Genomic DNA, 17,350 nt, shown 5'->3' on the forward strand with positions numbered 1-17,350 from the left:
CCGAAAAAGAAGTGACACCGTTAAACGTGGAACTCATGAGCGGCCTTTCTCTTCTTCTCAGCAGCCAGCTTGAGCTTGCTGAAGTGGAACATCAGCAGAAATTGGCCAGGGAGGCTGAAATTAAAGCGCTGCAGGCGCAGGTGAATCCTCATTTTTTGTTTAACGCCCTTAATACGATTGTCTCTCTCATTCGGACCGATCCTGCAAAAGCAAGGAAGCTGCTGCTGGCTTTATCCAATTTTTTCAGAAAAATTTGTCAGCTTCTGAGAAAAGCCTCACGACGTTAGAGGAAGAGCTCAATCAGGTGAAGTCTTATTTAGCGATTGAAGAGGCTCGTTTTTTTGATAAGCTCGAAGTGATTTATGAGGTGGATGACACTCTTCTTTATAAGGAAGTGCCCCCAATGACGCTCCAGCCTCTTATTGAAAATGCCCTTAAACATGGGCTTAGGGATAAATACAAAGACCGGAGGCTGAGGGTTTCCATTCAAAAGGAAGACGGCAGGGCAAGGGTCGCCGTTACTGATAACGGAGCGGGCATGACAAAAGAACGTCTTTCTCAATTAAAAGAGCAATCGGTGGAGTCAAAAGAGGGAGCAGGTATTGGTGTATATAATGTCAACCGGAGGCTGGAAATGACCTTTGGAGAAGAGTCGGCTCTTCACATCGAGAGCACTATAGGAGAAGGGACCGTGTGTTCTTTTATATACGTGCGTAAGGAGAAACGATCATGGAAAGGAGAGGCCATTTATGAAAACAGGACGTATTCGTGTCATTGTCGTAGAGACGAACCACACAGCAGAAGTGAGCTGATCTATTTACTGGAAGAACACAGCCAGATTGAGGTGGCAGGAGAAGCCGATTCTGGACAGAAGGGGCTGGAGCTTGTCCTTCAAAAAGAGCCGGATGTGATCTTTTTGGATATAGAAATGAGTCAGATGAATGGCATGGAGGTAGCGGAGCATTTGAAGAAAGTAAAGAAGAGGCCTCTCCTTATTTTTGCGACAGCTTATCCTGATTATGCTGCCAAAGCATTTAGAATGGAGGCAACGGACTATTTACTTAAACCCTTTGATGAAGAACAGCTGGAAGAAACAATCAAAAGAATCGAAAAGATCCTTCTTTCTGACACGATGCCAGAAAACGCAAGGAAAAAAGGGAAGCTTGCCGTGGAAGGGCAAAATCGAATCGTTTACTTAGCCCCTGACACCATTGACTATTTGTACCGGGAAGGAAGAGAAACCCTTATTCACAGCCAGGGGCAGAAGTATTCAACGAAAGCTACATTAAAAGAGGTAAGTGAGAAGCTGCAGGGCTGGCCTTTTTTTCGTATACATAAAAGCTATATCGTGAACCTGCAAGCTGTAGAGGAATTGATCCCGTGGGTAAATGGCGCCTATCAGCTTAAAATAAAAGGATACCAGGAAGAGCTTCCGGTAAGCAGGAATTTTGTAAAAGCATTACGGGAGGAGCTTGAGCTGTAATCCTTGCATGTAGGTGACGATGGATGACATGTTACCATCAGTTTTCGACATGATAGCCGATTTTTCACAAAAAAGTAACAAATTCATCTATAATGAAACTATGAAAGCGCATACAAACAAGTATACATCATAGATGAGGTGAGACCAGTGATTACTTTTTTGATCTCTATTGTTATTTTAATTATCGGTTATTTCACGTATGGTAAATTTGTAGAAAAGGTCTTTGGTGTTAAAGATAAACGGATGACTCCGGCGTATTCAGTGAATGACGGAGTGGACTATGTGCCAATGTCCACAAAGAAAAACTCTATGATCCAGCTCTTAAATATCGCTGGGGTGGGTCCGATTTTTGGCCCGATTATGGGTGCACTGTACGGCCCGGTTGCTTTTCTCTGGATTGTACTAGGTGCCATCTTTGCCGGTGCTGTTCATGATTACCTGACAGGGATGATTTCCATTCGTAACAGAGGAGCTCATTTGCCTGAGCTGGCAGGTAAGTTTCTTGGTACGATTATGAAGCATGTTGTAAACGTTTTCGCCATCCTTCTTCTCGTTCTTGTGGGAACCGTGTTTGTTTCCGCACCGGCTGATCTTCTTAGCGGCCTGACGCCAATGTGGGCAACAACTGGTTTATTTATAGCTTTGATCTTTATTTATTATATTTTTGCAACGATGCTTCCAATTGATAAAATCATTGGACGAGTGTACCCGTACTTTGGCGCGCTCCTTGTCATCAGTGCCGTTGGAATTGGTGCAGGGCTAGTGATAACAGGTGCCCCGATTCCTGAATTAAGTTTTACCAATATGCATCCTGACAATCTACCAATCTTTCCACTGTTGTTCTTAACGATTTCCTGTGGAGCATTATCCGGGTTTCATGCAACACAGTCACCGATCATTTCCCGGACGACGCAAAAGGAAAAACAGGGACGAAAGATCTTTTATGGAATGATGATTACTGAAGCGATTATTGCGATGATCTGGGCAGCAGCAGCGATGAGCCTGTTCTACGGACAAGATCTGAATGAACTTCTTGCAGCAGGCGGTCCGGCTCTTGTGGTAAGTGAAGTGGCCATTACAATGCTTGGTGCAATCGGCGGTACGTTGGCTGTTCTTGGTGTTATTGTTCTTCCGATTACATCTGGTGATACAGCGTTCCGTAGTGCTCGTATGATTATTGCTGACTATATCAAGGTTGGACAAAAGAAAATCATCAAGCGTCTCATGATTGCCTTGCCGTTGTTTGTCATTTCTGTGGCGTTAACCTTTATTGATTTCCAATTGCTGTGGCGTTACTTCTCCTGGGCAAACCAGTCCACGGCGATGATCGCTCTTTGGGTAGGGGCTATGTACCTGCTCTTACAGCGGAAAAACCACTGGATAGCAAGTATTCCGGCAGTCTTTATGACAATGGTAACCTTCACGTATATCCTGAATGCTGAAATTGGCTTTGGTCTTCCGATGAATTCCGCTTATATCGGAGCAGCCATAGGAACGGCGGTTGTGATTGCCTTGTTTACTCGCCGGGCAAAGAGAGAACTGAATGCCGGCCGAATTGATGTGGACGAGGTAGAACAAGATCATAAGGCAGCGTAAATGATGAATCGAAAGCAGACCTGGCTTCTAAAAAGTCAGGTCTTTTCTTATTTTTATTTTACAAAGGTATGGTTCAAATGGATGCCGGCGCCGCTCCATTGCCAGCATTCCGACCCTTCCGTAGTGGTAATGGAGTTGCCTTCTTTTACAAACGACATTTGGCATCCAATCTCATCCGCGCTTTGAAGTGCTGCGCTGCCGTCTTTTACCGCATAGCCTTCCACTGAGCCTGCATGGGTGTTAGACACATGGAGGTCAAAGGAAAAGCCTGTGTCGTCCTCATTGTAAATAGTAAGAGATCCGCCGATGTCAGAGCTTCCATCAACAAGCCATTCTCCTTCCCAGGAAGCAGCAGGCTCTTGTTCTGCTGGGACTTCTTCTTCAGAGGCTTCCTCTGTTGGTACCTCTGCTGCTTGTTCTTCTTCTGAAGTTGGAAGGGTGCCCCTTTGTTCAAATGGGAGTTCTTCAGGCATGAGAACGTGGCTGAATTCAGTGAATTCTTTGGCCCATTCTTCAATTGTTTCTGGTACCATAATTTCATTATTGGAGTAATATTTCACTTTTTCCTCATCAATAATCGCTGCCCACAAGGCATCTCCGTGGCCATGCATCAGGATCCCTTCCATCATGCCAGGCAGGCCTTGAACCTTCGCAGAGTAAGCCTCTCCCTCGAATGAATCAATGATCTCCTCTTCTTGGATCAGGTGAAAGGTAGATAAAAATAATTCATAATCGTCACCGACCATGGCTTTAAAAAGGTCTTCCTGTTCGTCTGTGAGCAGCCCAAGGGAGGAGAGCGTATCAGGCTCGATTTCTGCTGCATGACCTTCCCCGTAAAACACTCCGTCGAATGTCACCCCGTTTCCGGAGTAGTATTTGCAATCATCACTCGATGAGACGAGAATGTTGGAATCTTTCCACTCAAAGGTTAAGGAACAGCTGTCAGGTCCTTGATATGTAGCCTGAAAGTCTTCATTCATCTTTGCATTTCCGGAAAGGTGGCCTACATTTGCTCCCTCTGAGACGTTAATCTCAAAAGAAAAAGCGTGGTCACCGCTATCCTGAATATCTAAAAGACCACCACTTGTATGGCTGATTCTTTCATATGTACCGTCCTGGAAGACCTGTTGTCTCTTATCTTCATCCTCTGTTAGTTGTTGATTATTCTCCTGTGACTCTGGTGAATTGCCGGCTTGCGATGCTTCTTCACTTTCTGTATTGCTTTCTATCTCTTCATTTTGCTCGGTTTCTGTCTCCTCATGGCTGCCCGTGTTTTCCTCTTGCGCCGTTGTATCTTCTGCCGTTGCCCCAGATTCAGAAGCTGAAGGTTGCGTACCACACGCAGACAAAGCAAATAGTAAATATACATACATCATCCAATACCTTTTCATCTGACCCCTCCTTTTATGACTTATGTACTAGGTAAATTATACAAAAAAGAAAGGTGGATGCAAATAATTACACCTATGTACCTATAAAAGAATTCTGTAGCTATAAATATTCGTGTACTCTATTAACAATAATCAAAACGAAACGATATTATTTATATTGGCAGGATTTGGTTCGTTGTGCCTACTTCCATAAATATGAGTAAAGAAGGGTGAACAGTGGTGAAAAGTTTTATTGATAAACTAAAGCTTGGAACGAAACTTAATGTATTAATTGTTGCGATTTTGCTTTGTTTTTCTACGGTGATCGGATTTGTTGTGCAAGGTCAAATTACAAACGGAATTGAAAGAACAGCTGTGGAAAAGGCCCAGTCAGATCTTGCTTTGGGATACAGCTATATTGACGCCCAGTACCGGGTCCGTGGCAGGTTGAGGATGGCGTCCTCTTTAAAGGTGACGTTGAAATTTCCAATAATTTCGACCTGGTTGACGAAGTTGGGGAAATGACAGATGGTACGGTGACAATTTTCCTGGAAGACACACGTGTAACGACGAATGTAATAAATAACGGTGAAAGAGCGGTGGGGACCCAGGCTTCCCAGGAAGTTGCACACACAGTACTGGAAGAAGGAAGCGTATATACAGGTCCAGCTGATGTTGCGGGAGTTACCTATCAAACGGCCTATCAGCACTATACGATGCAGAAGGGGAAACCATCGGAATGTGGTATGTCGGAGCATCACAGGAAATATTAGATGAAATTATCGGCCAATCTACCATTGTATTTTTACTTGTCTTAGTAGCAGGAACTCTTGTTTCAGCAGGGGCTGTGCTTTTATTTTCGAGACGTATTACGAAACGGTTATCAGGGGTTTCCGAAGCTCTTGCCTCTGCCGGAGAGGGCGATTTCACGACTGCGTTGTCGGACACTTCGAAAGATGAAATTGGTTCGTTAGCCCGAAGCTACAACACTATGAAAGAAAGTCTTCGTCAACTCGTCTCTCAGGTTACAGAAAGTTCACAGCAGGTGGCAGCTTCTTCTGAGCAATTAAGTGCCAGCGCCCAGGAAACCAATGCTGCCACGGAAGAAATCTCAAGTTCCATTCAAGAAATGGCAGCGGGGGCAGAAGAACAGCTGGCCAGTGCGAATTCAACAAATGATGTCGTGATGGAAATTTCAACAGGCATGAAGCAAATTGCAGGCAATATCCAGGAGATCAATGACTCCTCCCAGCAGGCTTCTTCGAAAGCAGAGCACGGAAGAGAAGTCATAGAACAATCTGTAAGCCAAATGAAATTCATTTTGAAAAGACAAATGATACCTCCTCAATGATTGATCAGTTAGGTGAAAAATCTAAGAAAATCGGCGATATCGTTTCTCTTATTACTGCTATCTCTGACCAGACAAACCTTTTAGCTCTTAACGCAGCGATTGAAGCAGCAAGAGCTGGAGAGCATGGAAAGGGGTTTGCAGTAGTAGCTGAAGAGGTGAGGAAGCTTGCAGAACAGTCAGGTGAATCGTCAAAACAAATTAGTGAAATGATTCAGGAGATCCAAAAGGATATACAAAAGTCTGTAGAGTCTATGTCCGAAGGCAAACAGGCCGTTAATGAAGGCTCTGATCATGTGAACCGGGCAGGCAGTTCTTTTAAAGACATTTCAGAAGCGATCCAATTTGTCAGTACACAAATGGAGGAAGTATCGGCAGCTGTTCAGCAAATATCCGCGAGCACAGAAACCATGTCCTCATCGGTACAGGAAACGGCCAAGGTGGCTGAGGATTCATCTGGTTATACGCAGGAGGTGGCAGCCTCAGCGGAAGAGCAGAATGCATCCATGCAGGAAATTACCACTGCTGCCACAACACTTGCAGAAATGGCTGAGGAGCTTCAGGACTCCGTGAAAACATTTAAGTTATAGAAGAGCCGTTCTGGGTGCAGGTAGAAAAAATGGCAGAACCCTTTAACAATCCCCTCTTTTGACCGATAAAAGAATCAGGTGAAAAAATCGGAGGGTGAATTCTTATGGAAATAAAAGGGACAGGCATACCAGGAGTTCAAGAAGTAACTCATTCCTCTCGCCACTACACACAATCAACCAGTCAGCACGAGAAGGCCGCTACAGAGGAAAAGCATGGTACAGAAGACCAGCGCAAGACCACTTCTTTGGATCGTGAGAAGCTGTTGCAGGAAGTGAACGGGTTAAATCAGATGCTCGATGTGAATGCAACGGCTTTGAAGTTCAATGTTCATGACAAGCTGGAAAGGACATATGTCCAGGTGGTGGATCGAAACACGGAGGAAGTGGTACGGGAAATCCCTCCGGAAAAGTTTCTGGATATCGTTGCAGCCATGCTTGAGCATGTAGGACTTATTGTCGATAAGAAAGTGTAGACCTGTTTATAGATGTAACAACAGAAAAAGGACAAGAGAACATTCTCTGTCCTTTTTCTTTTTACCACCATAAGAATTCACTTTTAAAAAACATGGGGGATCAAACATGAGTGATATGAGAATGACTGGCTTTGCCTCGGGCATGGACATAAATCAAATGGTTTCAGACTTAATGAGAGCCGAGCGGGAGCCATTAAACCGGATGGAACAAGACCGCCAGCTGCTTCTGTGGCAGCAGGATGCCTACCGGGAAGTGAACCGGCAGTTTGCTGATTTTCGGACAACGACCTTTGATGGAATCATGCGAAGGTCAAATATGGCAGCAACAACGGTAAGCAGTACAGACGAAAGCAAGGTAACGGCTTCAGGATCAGCATCATCTGGTGAAGGCTCCTATACACTTTCAAGAGTTGACCGCCTTGCTTCAGCGGCAAGCAATGTCAGCAGTGATGAGATTCTCGGAGCAGAAGGCAGACTGGACGGGGATGCTTCCTTATGGAGCCAGCTCAGCACCCATGAAGGAATGAACTGGGAGACGAAGGGGCATCAGGAAACGATACAGGTGAACGAGGACAGCGGTATAGCCGTACTGGAAAGTGGTGCAATTGACCCGGACAGTGTAGAGGTACCAGGATTCAGTGTAGTCACTTCGGAAGAAGAGTTAAGCGAAGGCAGTGTTTTGGTTGATGCTGAGACGGGCACTCTTCAATTTCATGAATCATTTGAAGGGGGAGAGAGTCTTGAGGTAACGTATCAATCCCATGTCTTTTCCTTTGATGCGACGACGTATGACAGTGAAGGAGAGGAGGTAACAGAGACCTTTGAATTTGCGGGCACAGACAGCTTACACCAGGTGCTTGGTGACATTAATCGTTCCAGCCTGGGCGTTAACGCCTTTTATGATGAATTTTCTGGCCGGGTGGCGTTGACCCGCAGTGATACGGGGCAGTATAACGAAGCCCGGGAAGGTGAGGAAGCAAGAACCGCTGAACACGCAGAAATCAAATTCTCTGACGGCTTTCTACGTGATGTGCTCCATTTGGATGAGAGTAACGAAAGTGGCGGGGACAATGCTCAATTTACGATAAATGGTCTGGAAACGGAACGGACTTCCAATTCCTTTACCATTGACGGGGTAAATATTACACTCCATGATACGTTTACGGAAGGATCTGTCATGCTGGGTGTCTCGACTGATACAGAGCAGGTTTTCGACCAGGTGATAGAGTTTGTGGACGAGTACAATGCACTGATCGAACTTGTGGATGGAAAGGTCTCGGAGGAAAGGTACCGGGACTATCCGCCATTAACTGACGAGCAGCGCAGGGAAATGTCTGAGAGAGAACAAGAAATGTGGGATGAGCGGGCGGAAAGCGGGATGCTGCGAAATGACCGCATGCTCTCGGGCGCCCTGGACCGGATGCGTCAGGATATGTACGGATCTATGGAGACAGATCAGGGGACCTTTTCTCATTTGACGGAGCTTGGCATTACGACGACCTCAAATTATCAGGACAGGGGCAGGCTTGAAGTGGATGAAGAAAAGCTTCGGGAAGCGATTGCTCAAGATGCAGAAGGTGTGTTTCAAATCTTTGCAGCGAACGGTGATACATATGAGGAAAAAGGGGCGGCCCGGCGCTTGAGAGAGACTCTTCAAGGCACCATTGAACAGGTGTCGCAGCGTGCCGGTGGAGCCTCTGCCGCATCAAACCAGCAGTTTACAATCGGTCGTGAAATTGATCAAATGAATGACCGGATGACAAACTTTGAGCGACGGATGCAGCAGACTGAACAGCGGTACTGGCTCAGTTTACCAGGATGGAACAGGCCATGGCGCAGGCGAATGCCCAGATGGAACAGTTAATGTCGCAAATGGGCGGCATGGGGATGTAAGGAGTATATATAGTAAAAACCTGTGGCGTGAAAAGCTGGCCACAGGTTTTTTGTGAAGGGGAAGGTGTTGTGCTATTGAACGGGCATTTCCCCTTTGGCCACCGCACGGCTAATGGCTGGCTTTGTAATCCAGTAGTTTCCAGTTTCGGCGGGGAAATACGTGTTTGACCCAAATGTGGTGAAGTTTGACCCAATTATAGTGCAGTTTGACCCAATTACCGGCGATTTTGACCCAATTATGGTGAAGTTTGACCCAATTATCGGGAGTTTTGACCCAATTCATTCGAAAATCGGCCCAATCAAGTCTGCGACTGCCCGAATGAGGTTCCTCGTCGGCCCAATCAAGTCTGCGACTGCCCGAATCAGGTTCCGCATCGGCCCAATTAAGTCCGCGACTGCCCGAATGAGGTTCCGCATCGGCCCAATCAAGTCTGCGACTGCCCGAATGAGGTTCCGCATCGACCCAATTAAGTCCGCGACTGCCCGAAATGAGGTTTCACATCGCCCCAATCAAGTCCGCGACTGCCCGAATCGGGTGCAACGTCTGCCCACTCACCCACCACCTACTGAATTCCAGCCAGCGTCACTTTGCTCGGCCGCGAATTATCATTCTTTATAGTCCCAGAGTATCCGCCACTCCCTCTCTTCCTCGGTCACATAGACAAACTGGACAAAGTCAAAGTGGCCGTATTTACCGACATAGCTTTTGGTGACCACAATCTCGTATACCTCTTCCAAAGGCTCACTATCTGCAAACATGCGCCATTCTTTTATTTTTTCAGGCTGCTCATTGTAAACTCATAATCTTCTACATCAAAGTGATTTTGAAAAACATGGGGCCGGTCTGATATATAGCTGTCTCTTGGGAAATGTTCCTGCATGGAGGAATGAAACAGCTCCCAGGAAGAAGCAAACTTTGCTTCCTGCTCCAGTTCATAAAATTCTTCTACTGTCTTGGCGGCCTTTCTGGCATCAGAAGGCAACAGGGCAGCTGCAAGCAGTACAAGGATGACTAAGCCGGCTGCAATCGGTACAAGGTGCGGGGAAAAAGGGAGTTTTCTTTTCAAGAAAAGCCCTCCTTTGCAAGGTGTTTTACACGTATGTGTATTCTGCCGTCCTGATAATTATTTCAGATAGGCCGGCTTGTATTTTAAAAGACTCGGACTTCGCCTAACGAGAATTTTGTAATAATGTCTTTCTTTTTTAAAAATGAAAAGGAATTTTACTGAGAGAACTAGAAATAACAGAGAATACTACTCTCTTGGACTTAATTTGATTAAAACAGTGGAACCTTGGTCATAATGAATTTATGAAAAAGCTAAGCAAATGGGAGGTGGCCCCTATGCAATGTCCAGGGGAAATGAAAGAGATGCTGATCTGTCTGACAGGCATCCCCGGTGAAGTCGTCCAGCATATGTCTGAGGATGAAGTAAAGCGAATGTACAAGGAACGGTTTGTCACAAAGGATTCTATGAAAACAGGTTCATAATCTGAAAACAAGGTGGGAGGCTATGTGTAGTAGTCTCTTTTTTTGTGTGTCTATGAAAAATATGTTTTCCTGTTATTTACAATATAGCTTTATATTCCGGCGTAAAGGTCCGATAATAACTTATATACGATCCAAAAAAGGGGCGGGAAATCACTTGAACAAGTTTACATCGTGCTGTGTTGCTGTGCTGGCTGCTGCTTTATTATGTAGTGAAGGAAAAGGAATGGAGGCTGCCAGCTTGGAGAAGGTAAATTTCAGCGGTTATACCTGGGATGTCAAGCATACGGGAAGTGAATCTACATGGGGGCCGGGTCCTAACCATTGGTCCAGAGATCACGTGAAAGTAGATGACGAAGGCAAGCTGCATATGAAAATCGACCGCCAGGACAATCAGTGGTACAGTTCTGAAGTATCAACAACCGAGACACTGGGCTACGGCACATATTCTTTTCAAGTCGATTCGAGTATTGATATAGACAAACATGCTGTCCTTGGTTTGTTTACATATGATATGCAATCAGAGGACGCTGTTCAAGCAGAGCACCGTGAAATTGATATGGAATTCACGAAGTGGGGACTGGAAAATAACCATAATAGCTACTATACCGTCCAGCCTTATATAAAAGAAGAGAATCAATGCGTGTTTACAATTAGGGAGGAAGCTGCTGAGCCGACGGTTCACTCCTTTACCTGGACTCCTGAGGAAATTGTTTTCCGGTCTGCCGCTACAGGAGGCAGGCTGCTGCAAACGTGGACATATTCTGGGGAAGATATCCCTGACAGCCAAAATGAAAAAGTTCATATAAATTTATGGCTCTTTCAAGGTAAAGGACCCAGTAACAACCAGCCAGTAGAAATGGTAATTTCTGATTTTTCATTTACGCCGGCAGAAGAAAATGATCAGGAACTCAAGACTTCTGAGGAGAATCAGGCAGAAGAGGAACCTAAAGCCCATCCTGGTCAGAATAGAGGAAGCAACGGCCTCAAAAATGGAAATGGACCTTTTAAGTAAAAGAAGCTCTTGCTGGAAAGCAGCGAGGGCTTTTTTATCTTCTGGGATTTATTAGGATAAAGAAATGTTTAAATATGGAGAAAGAAAGTCGATATAACCAATATGTCCAAAGCTGAAGTATACGCAGCTAACGGGAACAGAGGGGAAGAAAGGAGCAAGGATTTTATATAAACGGTTACGATTAGTCATTCAAATGAATCGCGAGGGGGCAATGAAATCCGAATGGCTTATATAAGGGGGAATTTTTTTCAAACAGGAAAGGAGAAAACATTACGTGCGTTCTTTAAAAACAAAGCTGATCCTCTTGATCAGCGGGCTGGTTTCGATTGCTATTATTTCTGTTTCTGTTTTTATGTACTTTCATACAAGTGAAGAGATTTCCTCTGCTACAGAGAGGGAAGCCGCAACGGTTACAACAGAAGTGGAAAGGTTTCTGGGAGCCTATTTAGAGCAATTTTCTTTATCGCTTCACCGCTATGCCAATGATGGGAGTATTGTTTCTTTTTTGGAAAATGATCCTGAGGAAAGTGAAGAGTGGGAGGACATTGCTGAGGATTTTGCTTATTTTGTAGAACTGGATGAACGGGCTGACACTCTATATATCGGAGCGGAAAATGGAGAGATGTTCACCGCGCCTGTGATAGACCTTCCAGATGATTTTGATCCGACTGTCCGGCCATGGTATCTCGCCGCCAGCAAACAGACTAATGATGTCATATGGACCGAGCCTTACGAGGATGCTGGTTCAGGAGATATGGTTATCACAGCGGCCAAGGCGGTAGAAGGCAGTGATGGAGTCATAGGAGTAGTCGGGTTGATATTTACTTAGATGAATTGTCTGCTATGATGGCAGACATTGACATAAGCTATAACGGTTATATTACTTTACTACATAATGATGGGATGGCTGTTACCCATCCAGATGATACGATTCAGGGCACTCATTTAGGCGAGGAAAGCTTTGTCCAGCAACTGGCTGCTTCTGACGATACAAGTGGACGGGTTTCCACCCATTTCCAAGGGACAGCAAGCACGGTCTTTTTTGAAGAAGTGGAAGGAATTGATTGGACGGTTGCAGCAGTTTATTCAGATGCAGAAGTAGCAGCACCGGCAAATGAGCTCCGTAATTTATTTGTTGTTATTTCAGTTGCAGCGATTGGTATTTCTATTGTGATCGCTTATCTTGTCGGGCGCCAGATCACAACCCCGATTCTTTCCCTGCGACGTGATGTGGAGCGGGTCATGGATGGTGACTTCTCTGCACAGGCAAAGGTAAGAGGAAAGGATGAGGTGGCCCAGCTTACTCAAGGGTTTAACCAAATGATTCGGATGCTTCAGGAACTGATAGGTTCTCTGGAGTTATCCTCCAGGCAATCGAGCCAGGAGGCTGCGGAGCTGAGTGCGACTGTTCAGCAATCCACCGCTTCTAGTGAGGAAATAGCGGCAGCTTCTACTGAAGTTGCAAAAAGAGCTGTCCAGCAATCAGATGATGTAAGCAGTGTACAAGCTGAAATTGAGAATCTTTCTGTGCAGATTACAAAATCCAATGAACTGGCTGACCATATGAATGAACTCATGGACTCGGTAGCTGTGATGAGTAAGGATGGTCTCTCTCAGGTCGGTGTGCTTCGAGAGAAGTCTTCTGAAAACGATAAAATCATACAAACGATGAATGACATCGTTGAAACATTTACGAAGCAGACGGAGGAAGTGGTCAATGTCGTTCATATGATTCAGGGATTTTCTGAGCAGACAAATCTACTTGCATTAAATGCGAGCATTGAAGCGGCAAGGGCAGGAGAATATGGAAAAGGCTTTGCTGTTGTAGCTGAAGAAGTGAGAAAACTTGCCGAGCAATCAACAGAGGCGACTGGAACAATTCAAAAAACAGTAGGGCGCATTCAAGATGGCGGCCTCCAGGTGAAGGATGAAATGAAGAAAACGATGGAGCTTTCATCTGAACAAGTGGCCGCTGTGAATGACACTGATCAATCCTTTACGAATATTGCAGGTTATATAGATCAAATGGGGAATTTGATTCAGACGTTAGCAGAACAGCTCAAGGCAATGAATGAGGCAAGGAGTGCATCGATTGAAAAGGTTTCAAATATATCCCTCGTCAGTGAGGATACCGCCGCAGCAGCCGAAGAAATATCTGCATCCACCGAAGAGCTTGTAAGGGGACTCACTGTGCTGAGTGAAGCCTCTGAACGTCTGAATGAAACAAGTGCTGCTGTCCAGGAGCAGGTAAAGGAAATTCAGCAGTAACACGAAATTGGAAGAGACTTTAGAAAAAATTTCAGCAAACACCTGTGAAGAGGTTCCGGTTCTTTTGTTAGGACAAGAATGAGAGGTGGGACTCTTCTAAAGCTGAAAAAATACATGAAGGAGACATAAAATTTTCACATTTTTTGTAAAAAAGATCGAATTATCGTTTACACTATATGTAAGGAAACCCAAAAGATATATAGAGAATTGCCGCCAAAATGGTATCCTGTTATCTTTTTAGAGAAAATTGTTTGTTCGACACCAAAACCCGTCTGATGTTCAGGCGGGTTTTTTCATATTATCGGCACGGAATTAGTTGGCAGTTGTGAGGACTGGCTTTGAAGAACTCGCCGACTCCACCTTGAAAGAGGTGGGAAAGGATTTATGGAAAAGATTTATGGAAAAGATTTATGGAAAAGATTTATGGAAAAGATTTATGGAAAAGATTTATGGAAAAGATTTATGGAAAAGATTTATGGAAAAGATTTATGGAAAAGATTTATGGAAAAGATTTATGGAAAAGATTCCATTAGTGCTATGGACCTGCTTTTTATGGAACTTTTCAGGTAAGGCTGTAAGAAAGCTGTGTCATTGACGATAAAAGAAATAAGGCATGATCCATCATGGGAAGGTGGCATGTTCTTCATTAAATAATAAAAATCAGACAAATACATATCGGTAACCAGACAACTAAATAAAGAAAGAAGCGGAGAGCCATGAGACTTTCAGGTTTTGCGTCCGGAATGGACACTGATCAAATGATTCGGGATTTAATGCGGGTAGAACGTATGCCAATGGATAAAATGTTTCAGCAAAAGCAGATCATTGAGTGGCAGATGGAATCTTACCGTGAAGTCAACCGAATGTTTGATACCTTTCGTACTAATATATTTGACACAGTGATGAGAAGCGCCAATATGCTTGCTCGGACAGTCAGCTCTTCCGATGACAGCCGTGTGACGGCAACGGCGGCTTCAACGGCAGGGAATTCTTCCTTTCGGATCACAGAAGTAAGCCAGTTGGCTTCAGCGGCTTCTCAAAACAGCTCTGATACTATCTCAGGCGGGACTCTTGATGCTTCTAAGGCGTTACACACTCAAGCTTTGTCAGAGGACATGGAATGGAAGCAGGGAGTATTTAATCAAGAAACAAAGCGTGTGGATCAAGCAGGGACAACCTTTTATTTTGAAAAGGAAGCCATTAAGGCCGATGCCTGGAGGATACGATAGTAAAAATAGGAGGCCGCTCTTATGAGGTCTTCACTGAAGGAGACGCAGGCAGTCTTTCCAGTGGGCAAGTATTAGTAACGAAAGAGGAAGACGGAAGGCTGCGGCTTGATTTTGCTGACACAGTCAGCAGAGGAGCGCAGGTGAATGTTCAATATATCACTGAAGGAGAAGGCCGATATACGACCGGAAGCATCACTACTTTTACTACTAATGGAGAAGAAGTGAAGAATTCATTTATTGTCAGAGACGGACAGACAATGAATCAGGTGCTTCAGGAGATCAGCCGGTCTAACGCAGGTGTCAATGTGTTTTATGATTCTTTTTCAGATAAAGTATCCGTAACCAGGACGCAAACCGGAAGTTTTAACCCAGGGGGAAATGAAATTCTTTTTGAAGGAGATTTTTTCACCCGTGCTCTAAAGCTGTCAAATGATGGCGAGCCGGGCTCCCAAGGAGGCAGAATGCCGTATTTACCTTAAACGGTCTAGAAACAGAGCGTCCGAATAATACGTTTACAATCAATGGAATGACCCTCACGCTAAGGGATACTTTCGGAGTGGACGACCCGCCTGTAACTCTTGCAGCTTCCATTGATACCGACAAAGTGTTTCAGACCATTAAAGGGTTTGTTGATGAATACAATGAGATGTTAGAAAAAGTAAACGGGATGCTGACCGAAACCAGATATCGGGACTATCCCCCTTTAACAGATGAACAGAAAGAAGCGATGAGTGATCGTGAAATTGAAAAGTGGGAGGAGCGGGCCCAAAGTGGAATGATTCGCAATGATCGTGTGATTTCAGGAGCCTTGGATAGATTCCGAACAGATATTTACGGAAGTGTGACTTCTAGTCTTAATACGGAATTCCGCCAGCTTGCCACTATCGGGATTACCACTTCCAGGGATTATACAGAACGAGGAAAGCTTGAAATTGATGAAACGAAGCTGAGAGCGGCAATAGAAGCTGATCCAGACGGGGTGTTTGCTTTGTTTACAGCAGACGGTCCGACAGCAGCTGAACAAGGAATTGGCCGCCGGCTCCGTGACTCTTTAGGGCAATCGATTGATCGAATAGCTGATCGAGCTGGCGGTTTGCGCGGAAAAGTGCAAAACCATCAATTTACGTTAGGCAGAAATATCCGGTCCATCGATCAGCGTATTTCTGACTTTGAAAGACGTCTGCAGCAGACAGAAGAACGTTTCTGGAGACAATTTACCGCTATGGAAAAGGCAATGGCACAAGCAAATAATCAGGCTAATATGATTTATTCTCAAATGTTTGGCATGTATTAAGAGGAAATGACAAAACTTTTAAAGAATTATAGAGAGAAATCATGACAAATGTCGTAAGATGGAAGAAGCATAAAAGAGTATGCAGGGAAAAAGTGGACGGGAAAAGCCTGGTGACAATCGAACAATGACCACACGGATGGAACGTGAAAAAAGGTTGGAAGCATTTTACATAAAAAAGCGGGCTTGGGCAAAAGCAGTCCGGTTGGTGTGAAGTTTTAAAGAAGCTTGCAAGGAAGGTGACAGGCACATGAGTTTTCAAAATGCACAGGCAGTTTATAAGAAAAATATGCAGGAGGCCGAAGCGTACAAAAATGCAGGCAGGCAGGGGCAAAGTCAGCCCGAAGCCGGCAAGGGTGGAGCAGCCATAGGAAGGATTCCGGTGGCTACGAAAGTGATCGAAAGCCCTGGTACAGTGGCAACAGCCGGGGGTGAGGGAGCTTCCCGGCGGAAAGGCAGCCAGGTAAGAGCGGGGAATCAAACGGCGAGCGCCAGCGCCACGAACCAATATAAGCAAAATGCTCTGCAAACCGCCTCGCCTGGTGAGTTGACAATGCTTTTGTATAACGCCTGCCTTACATTTATCAAAAAAGGAAAGCATGCTATTGAAGAAGGAGATGCAGAAGCCAGAAATAAGTTTGTCAGCCGGGCACAGGACATCATTCGTGAGCTGATGGTTACCTTAAAGACGGACAGTGAGGTCGGCCAAAGCATGCTTCAAATGTATGACTTCATTCACCACAGGCTGGTAGAAGCGAATATTAATAATGATGCGAAGGCACTTGATGAAGCAGAACAGTTTGTTGCTGATTTTCGCGACACATGGAAAGAAGTCATTAAGCTTGACCGTCAGCATCGTCATAATGAAGGCGGGCAAATCTAATGTCAAAAATTAAATCCTTATTTTTGGCAACTAAAACATTAGCTGATCATCTGAGCAGGGAACTTCCAAAAGGATTGGACGAAAGAGATGAGTACATTATAGCGGTTGAGGATTATTTACAATCGAGGGACCGGCTTCTTAAGGAGATTTTGCGAGAAAAGCCTTCATTTTCTGAAACAGAACGTAAATTAGGCATGGAAGTCCTGGGGATGAATAAAAAAATTGAAGAGCAAATGGAAAAGATCCAATCGGCCATCAGCGCCGACATCAGAGCGTTAAAAAAGAAAAGAAAGACAGGCCAGAGGTACGAGAATCCATACGAGGCACAACCGTTGATGGTGTGTTTTTCGATAGCAAAAAATAGATAGTCAAGAGAACTTGCGCAGAGAGATCCCCCTGCCAAGTTCTCTTTTTGGTGCCAGTCA

General features: G+C 44.8%; 22 protein-coding genes and 2 pseudogenes. 20 read left to right on the forward strand and 4 right to left on the reverse strand.

The window, feature by feature from the left end; translation table 11 throughout:
* Positions 1-35 precede the first annotated feature (35 nt).
* The 3 genes and pseudogenes from JCM19033_RS26115 to JCM19033_RS15190 form a co-directional block, all read left to right on the forward strand.
* Positions 36-1,039 (forward strand): annotated as a pseudogene (locus JCM19033_RS26115) (histidine kinase); the annotation flags it as partial.
* Between the two features lie 93 nt (positions 1,040-1,132).
* Positions 1,133-1,483: a LytTR family DNA-binding domain-containing protein gene (locus JCM19033_RS27605; RefSeq protein WP_306301367.1), complete on the forward strand. Its 351-nt coding sequence runs from the start codon at positions 1,133-1,135 to the stop codon at positions 1,481-1,483.
* A 147-nt stretch (positions 1,484-1,630) separates the two neighbouring features.
* Entirely contained in the window at positions 1,631-3,079 is a 1,449-nt protein-coding gene (locus JCM19033_RS15190) for a carbon starvation protein A (protein WP_054636910.1), read from the forward strand.
* Between the two features lie 53 nt (positions 3,080-3,132).
* On the opposite strand, the gene JCM19033_RS15195 is transcribed toward JCM19033_RS15190, so the two are convergent.
* On the reverse strand, positions 3,133-4,470 hold the full coding sequence (locus tag JCM19033_RS15195; protein ID WP_054636911.1) for a hypothetical protein: 1,338 nt from the start codon (positions 4,468-4,470) through the stop codon (positions 3,133-3,135).
* A 216-nt stretch (positions 4,471-4,686) separates the two neighbouring features.
* On the opposite strand from JCM19033_RS15195, the gene JCM19033_RS26120 reads away from it, so the two are divergent.
* From JCM19033_RS26120 to JCM19033_RS15210, 6 genes are all read left to right on the forward strand, one after another.
* A complete protein-coding gene (locus tag JCM19033_RS26120; RefSeq protein WP_269758263.1) occupies positions 4,687-4,974 on the forward strand; it encodes a hypothetical protein in 288 nt (95 codons plus the stop codon).
* Positions 4,971-5,222, forward strand: a complete 252-nt coding sequence (locus JCM19033_RS26125; RefSeq protein WP_269758264.1) for a cache domain-containing protein — start codon at positions 4,971-4,973, stop codon at positions 5,220-5,222. The genes JCM19033_RS26120 and JCM19033_RS26125 overlap by 4 nt, the downstream gene beginning before the upstream one ends.
* Positions 5,189-5,800: a methyl-accepting chemotaxis protein gene (locus tag JCM19033_RS26130; RefSeq protein WP_269758265.1), complete on the forward strand. Its 612-nt coding sequence runs from the start codon at positions 5,189-5,191 to the stop codon at positions 5,798-5,800. Before JCM19033_RS26125 ends, JCM19033_RS26130 begins: the two co-directional genes overlap by 34 nt.
* Positions 5,797-6,387 (forward strand): methyl-accepting chemotaxis protein, encoded by a 591-nt coding sequence (locus JCM19033_RS26135; protein WP_269758266.1) that lies wholly within the window; start codon positions 5,797-5,799, stop codon positions 6,385-6,387. Before JCM19033_RS26130 ends, JCM19033_RS26135 begins: the two co-directional genes overlap by 4 nt.
* Before the next feature lie 104 nt (positions 6,388-6,491).
* Entirely contained in the window at positions 6,492-6,860 is a 369-nt protein-coding gene (flaG, locus tag JCM19033_RS15205; RefSeq protein ID WP_054636912.1) for a flagellar protein FlaG, read from the forward strand.
* Positions 6,861-6,966: 106 nt separating this feature from the next.
* Positions 6,967-8,724, forward strand: coding sequence for a flagellar hook-associated protein 2 (locus JCM19033_RS15210; RefSeq protein WP_054636913.1), 1,758 nt, complete (start codon positions 6,967-6,969; stop codon positions 8,722-8,724).
* A 308-nt stretch (positions 8,725-9,032) separates the two neighbouring features.
* Here the strand turns inward: JCM19033_RS15210 and JCM19033_RS23605 are convergent, their stop codons facing one another.
* From JCM19033_RS23605 to JCM19033_RS26145, 3 genes are all read right to left on the reverse strand, one after another.
* Entirely contained in the window at positions 9,033-9,170 is a 138-nt protein-coding gene (locus tag JCM19033_RS23605; RefSeq protein WP_269758267.1) for a hypothetical protein, read from the reverse strand.
* 189 nt (positions 9,171-9,359) lie between these two features.
* Positions 9,360-9,512: a hypothetical protein gene (locus tag JCM19033_RS26140; RefSeq protein WP_269758268.1), complete on the reverse strand. Its 153-nt coding sequence runs from the start codon at positions 9,510-9,512 to the stop codon at positions 9,360-9,362.
* An 11-nt stretch (positions 9,513-9,523) separates the two neighbouring features.
* On the reverse strand, positions 9,524-9,820 hold the full coding sequence (locus JCM19033_RS26145) for a hypothetical protein (protein ID WP_054636915.1): 297 nt from the start codon (positions 9,818-9,820) through the stop codon (positions 9,524-9,526).
* A gap of 275 nt (positions 9,821-10,095) precedes the next feature.
* Between JCM19033_RS26145 and JCM19033_RS23610 the strand changes: the two genes are divergently transcribed.
* The 11 genes and pseudogenes from JCM19033_RS23610 to JCM19033_RS15265 all read left to right on the forward strand — a co-directional run bounded on the left by JCM19033_RS23610 (position 10,096) and on the right by JCM19033_RS15265 (position 17,293).
* Entirely contained in the window at positions 10,096-10,242 is a 147-nt protein-coding gene (locus JCM19033_RS23610; protein ID WP_157049910.1) for a hypothetical protein, read from the forward strand.
* Positions 10,243-10,396: 154 nt separating this feature from the next.
* Positions 10,397-11,254, forward strand: coding sequence for a glycoside hydrolase family 16 protein (locus tag JCM19033_RS15225; protein ID WP_054636916.1), 858 nt, complete (start codon positions 10,397-10,399; stop codon positions 11,252-11,254).
* Between the two features lie 274 nt (positions 11,255-11,528).
* Positions 11,529-12,083, forward strand: a complete 555-nt coding sequence (locus JCM19033_RS15230) for a cache domain-containing protein (protein WP_054636917.1) — start codon at positions 11,529-11,531, stop codon at positions 12,081-12,083.
* Positions 12,084-12,097: 14 nt separating this feature from the next.
* Positions 12,098-13,522: a methyl-accepting chemotaxis protein gene (locus JCM19033_RS15235; RefSeq protein ID WP_157049911.1), complete on the forward strand. Its 1,425-nt coding sequence runs from the start codon at positions 12,098-12,100 to the stop codon at positions 13,520-13,522.
* Positions 13,523-13,906: 384 nt separating this feature from the next.
* Entirely contained in the window at positions 13,907-14,092 is a 186-nt protein-coding gene (locus tag JCM19033_RS15240; RefSeq protein ID WP_054636919.1) for a hypothetical protein, read from the forward strand.
* A 146-nt stretch (positions 14,093-14,238) separates the two neighbouring features.
* Positions 14,239-14,751: a flagellar cap protein FliD N-terminal domain-containing protein gene (locus tag JCM19033_RS15245; RefSeq protein WP_054636920.1), complete on the forward strand. Its 513-nt coding sequence runs from the start codon at positions 14,239-14,241 to the stop codon at positions 14,749-14,751.
* Between the two features lie 140 nt (positions 14,752-14,891).
* The gene (locus JCM19033_RS26150; protein WP_054636921.1) at positions 14,892-15,230 is read left to right on the forward strand and encodes a hypothetical protein; all 339 of its coding nucleotides are present in this window, start codon (positions 14,892-14,894) and stop codon (positions 15,228-15,230) included.
* A 38-nt stretch (positions 15,231-15,268) separates the two neighbouring features.
* Entirely contained in the window at positions 15,269-16,045 is a 777-nt protein-coding gene (gene fliD / locus JCM19033_RS15255; protein WP_269758273.1) for a flagellar filament capping protein FliD, read from the forward strand.
* Between the two features lie 79 nt (positions 16,046-16,124).
* The gene (locus JCM19033_RS26155) at positions 16,125-16,256 is read left to right on the forward strand and encodes a hypothetical protein (protein ID WP_269758269.1); all 132 of its coding nucleotides are present in this window, start codon (positions 16,125-16,127) and stop codon (positions 16,254-16,256) included.
* Between the two features lie 270 nt (positions 16,257-16,526).
* Positions 16,527-16,925 (forward strand): annotated as a pseudogene (gene fliS, locus JCM19033_RS22470) (flagellar export chaperone FliS); the annotation flags it as partial.
* Positions 16,925-17,293, forward strand: a complete 369-nt coding sequence (locus tag JCM19033_RS15265; protein WP_054636923.1) for a flagellar protein FliT — start codon at positions 16,925-16,927, stop codon at positions 17,291-17,293. The pseudogene fliS and the gene JCM19033_RS15265, both read left to right, overlap by 1 nt.
* Positions 17,294-17,350 lie beyond the last annotated feature (57 nt).

Source organism: Thalassobacillus sp. C254 (assembly GCF_001310615.1).

Excerpts from the sequence above, each read along its gene's own strand:
- JCM19033_RS27605 (WP_306301367.1), top strand. The coding sequence starts at position 1,133 with ATGCCAGAAAACGCAAGGAAAAAAGGGAAGCTTGCCGTGGAAGGGCAA.
- JCM19033_RS15195 (WP_054636911.1), bottom strand. The coding sequence starts at position 4,470 with ATGAAAAGGTATTGGATGATGTATGTATATTTACTATTTGCTTTGTCT.
- JCM19033_RS26125 (WP_269758264.1), top strand. The coding sequence starts at position 4,971 with ATGACAGATGGTACGGTGACAATTTTCCTGGAAGACACACGTGTAACG.
- JCM19033_RS26130 (WP_269758265.1), top strand. The coding sequence starts at position 5,189 with ATGTGGTATGTCGGAGCATCACAGGAAATATTAGATGAAATTATCGGC.
- JCM19033_RS26135 (WP_269758266.1), top strand. The coding sequence starts at position 5,797 with ATGATTGATCAGTTAGGTGAAAAATCTAAGAAAATCGGCGATATCGTT.
- flaG (WP_054636912.1), top strand. The coding sequence starts at position 6,492 with ATGGAAATAAAAGGGACAGGCATACCAGGAGTTCAAGAAGTAACTCAT.
- JCM19033_RS15210 (WP_054636913.1), top strand. The coding sequence starts at position 6,967 with ATGAGTGATATGAGAATGACTGGCTTTGCCTCGGGCATGGACATAAAT.
- JCM19033_RS23605 (WP_269758267.1), bottom strand. The coding sequence starts at position 9,170 with ATGCGGAACCTCATTCGGGCAGTCGCGGACTTAATTGGGCCGATGCGG.
- JCM19033_RS26140 (WP_269758268.1), bottom strand. The coding sequence starts at position 9,512 with ATGTTTGCAGATAGTGAGCCTTTGGAAGAGGTATACGAGATTGTGGTC.
- JCM19033_RS23610 (WP_157049910.1), top strand. The coding sequence starts at position 10,096 with ATGCAATGTCCAGGGGAAATGAAAGAGATGCTGATCTGTCTGACAGGC.
- JCM19033_RS15235 (WP_157049911.1), top strand. The coding sequence starts at position 12,098 with ATGATGGCAGACATTGACATAAGCTATAACGGTTATATTACTTTACTA.
- JCM19033_RS15240 (WP_054636919.1), top strand. The coding sequence starts at position 13,907 with ATGGAAAAGATTTATGGAAAAGATTTATGGAAAAGATTTATGGAAAAG.
- JCM19033_RS15245 (WP_054636920.1), top strand. The coding sequence starts at position 14,239 with ATGAGACTTTCAGGTTTTGCGTCCGGAATGGACACTGATCAAATGATT.
- JCM19033_RS26155 (WP_269758269.1), top strand. The coding sequence starts at position 16,125 with ATGCAGGGAAAAAGTGGACGGGAAAAGCCTGGTGACAATCGAACAATG.
- JCM19033_RS15265 (WP_054636923.1), top strand. The coding sequence starts at position 16,925 with ATGTCAAAAATTAAATCCTTATTTTTGGCAACTAAAACATTAGCTGAT.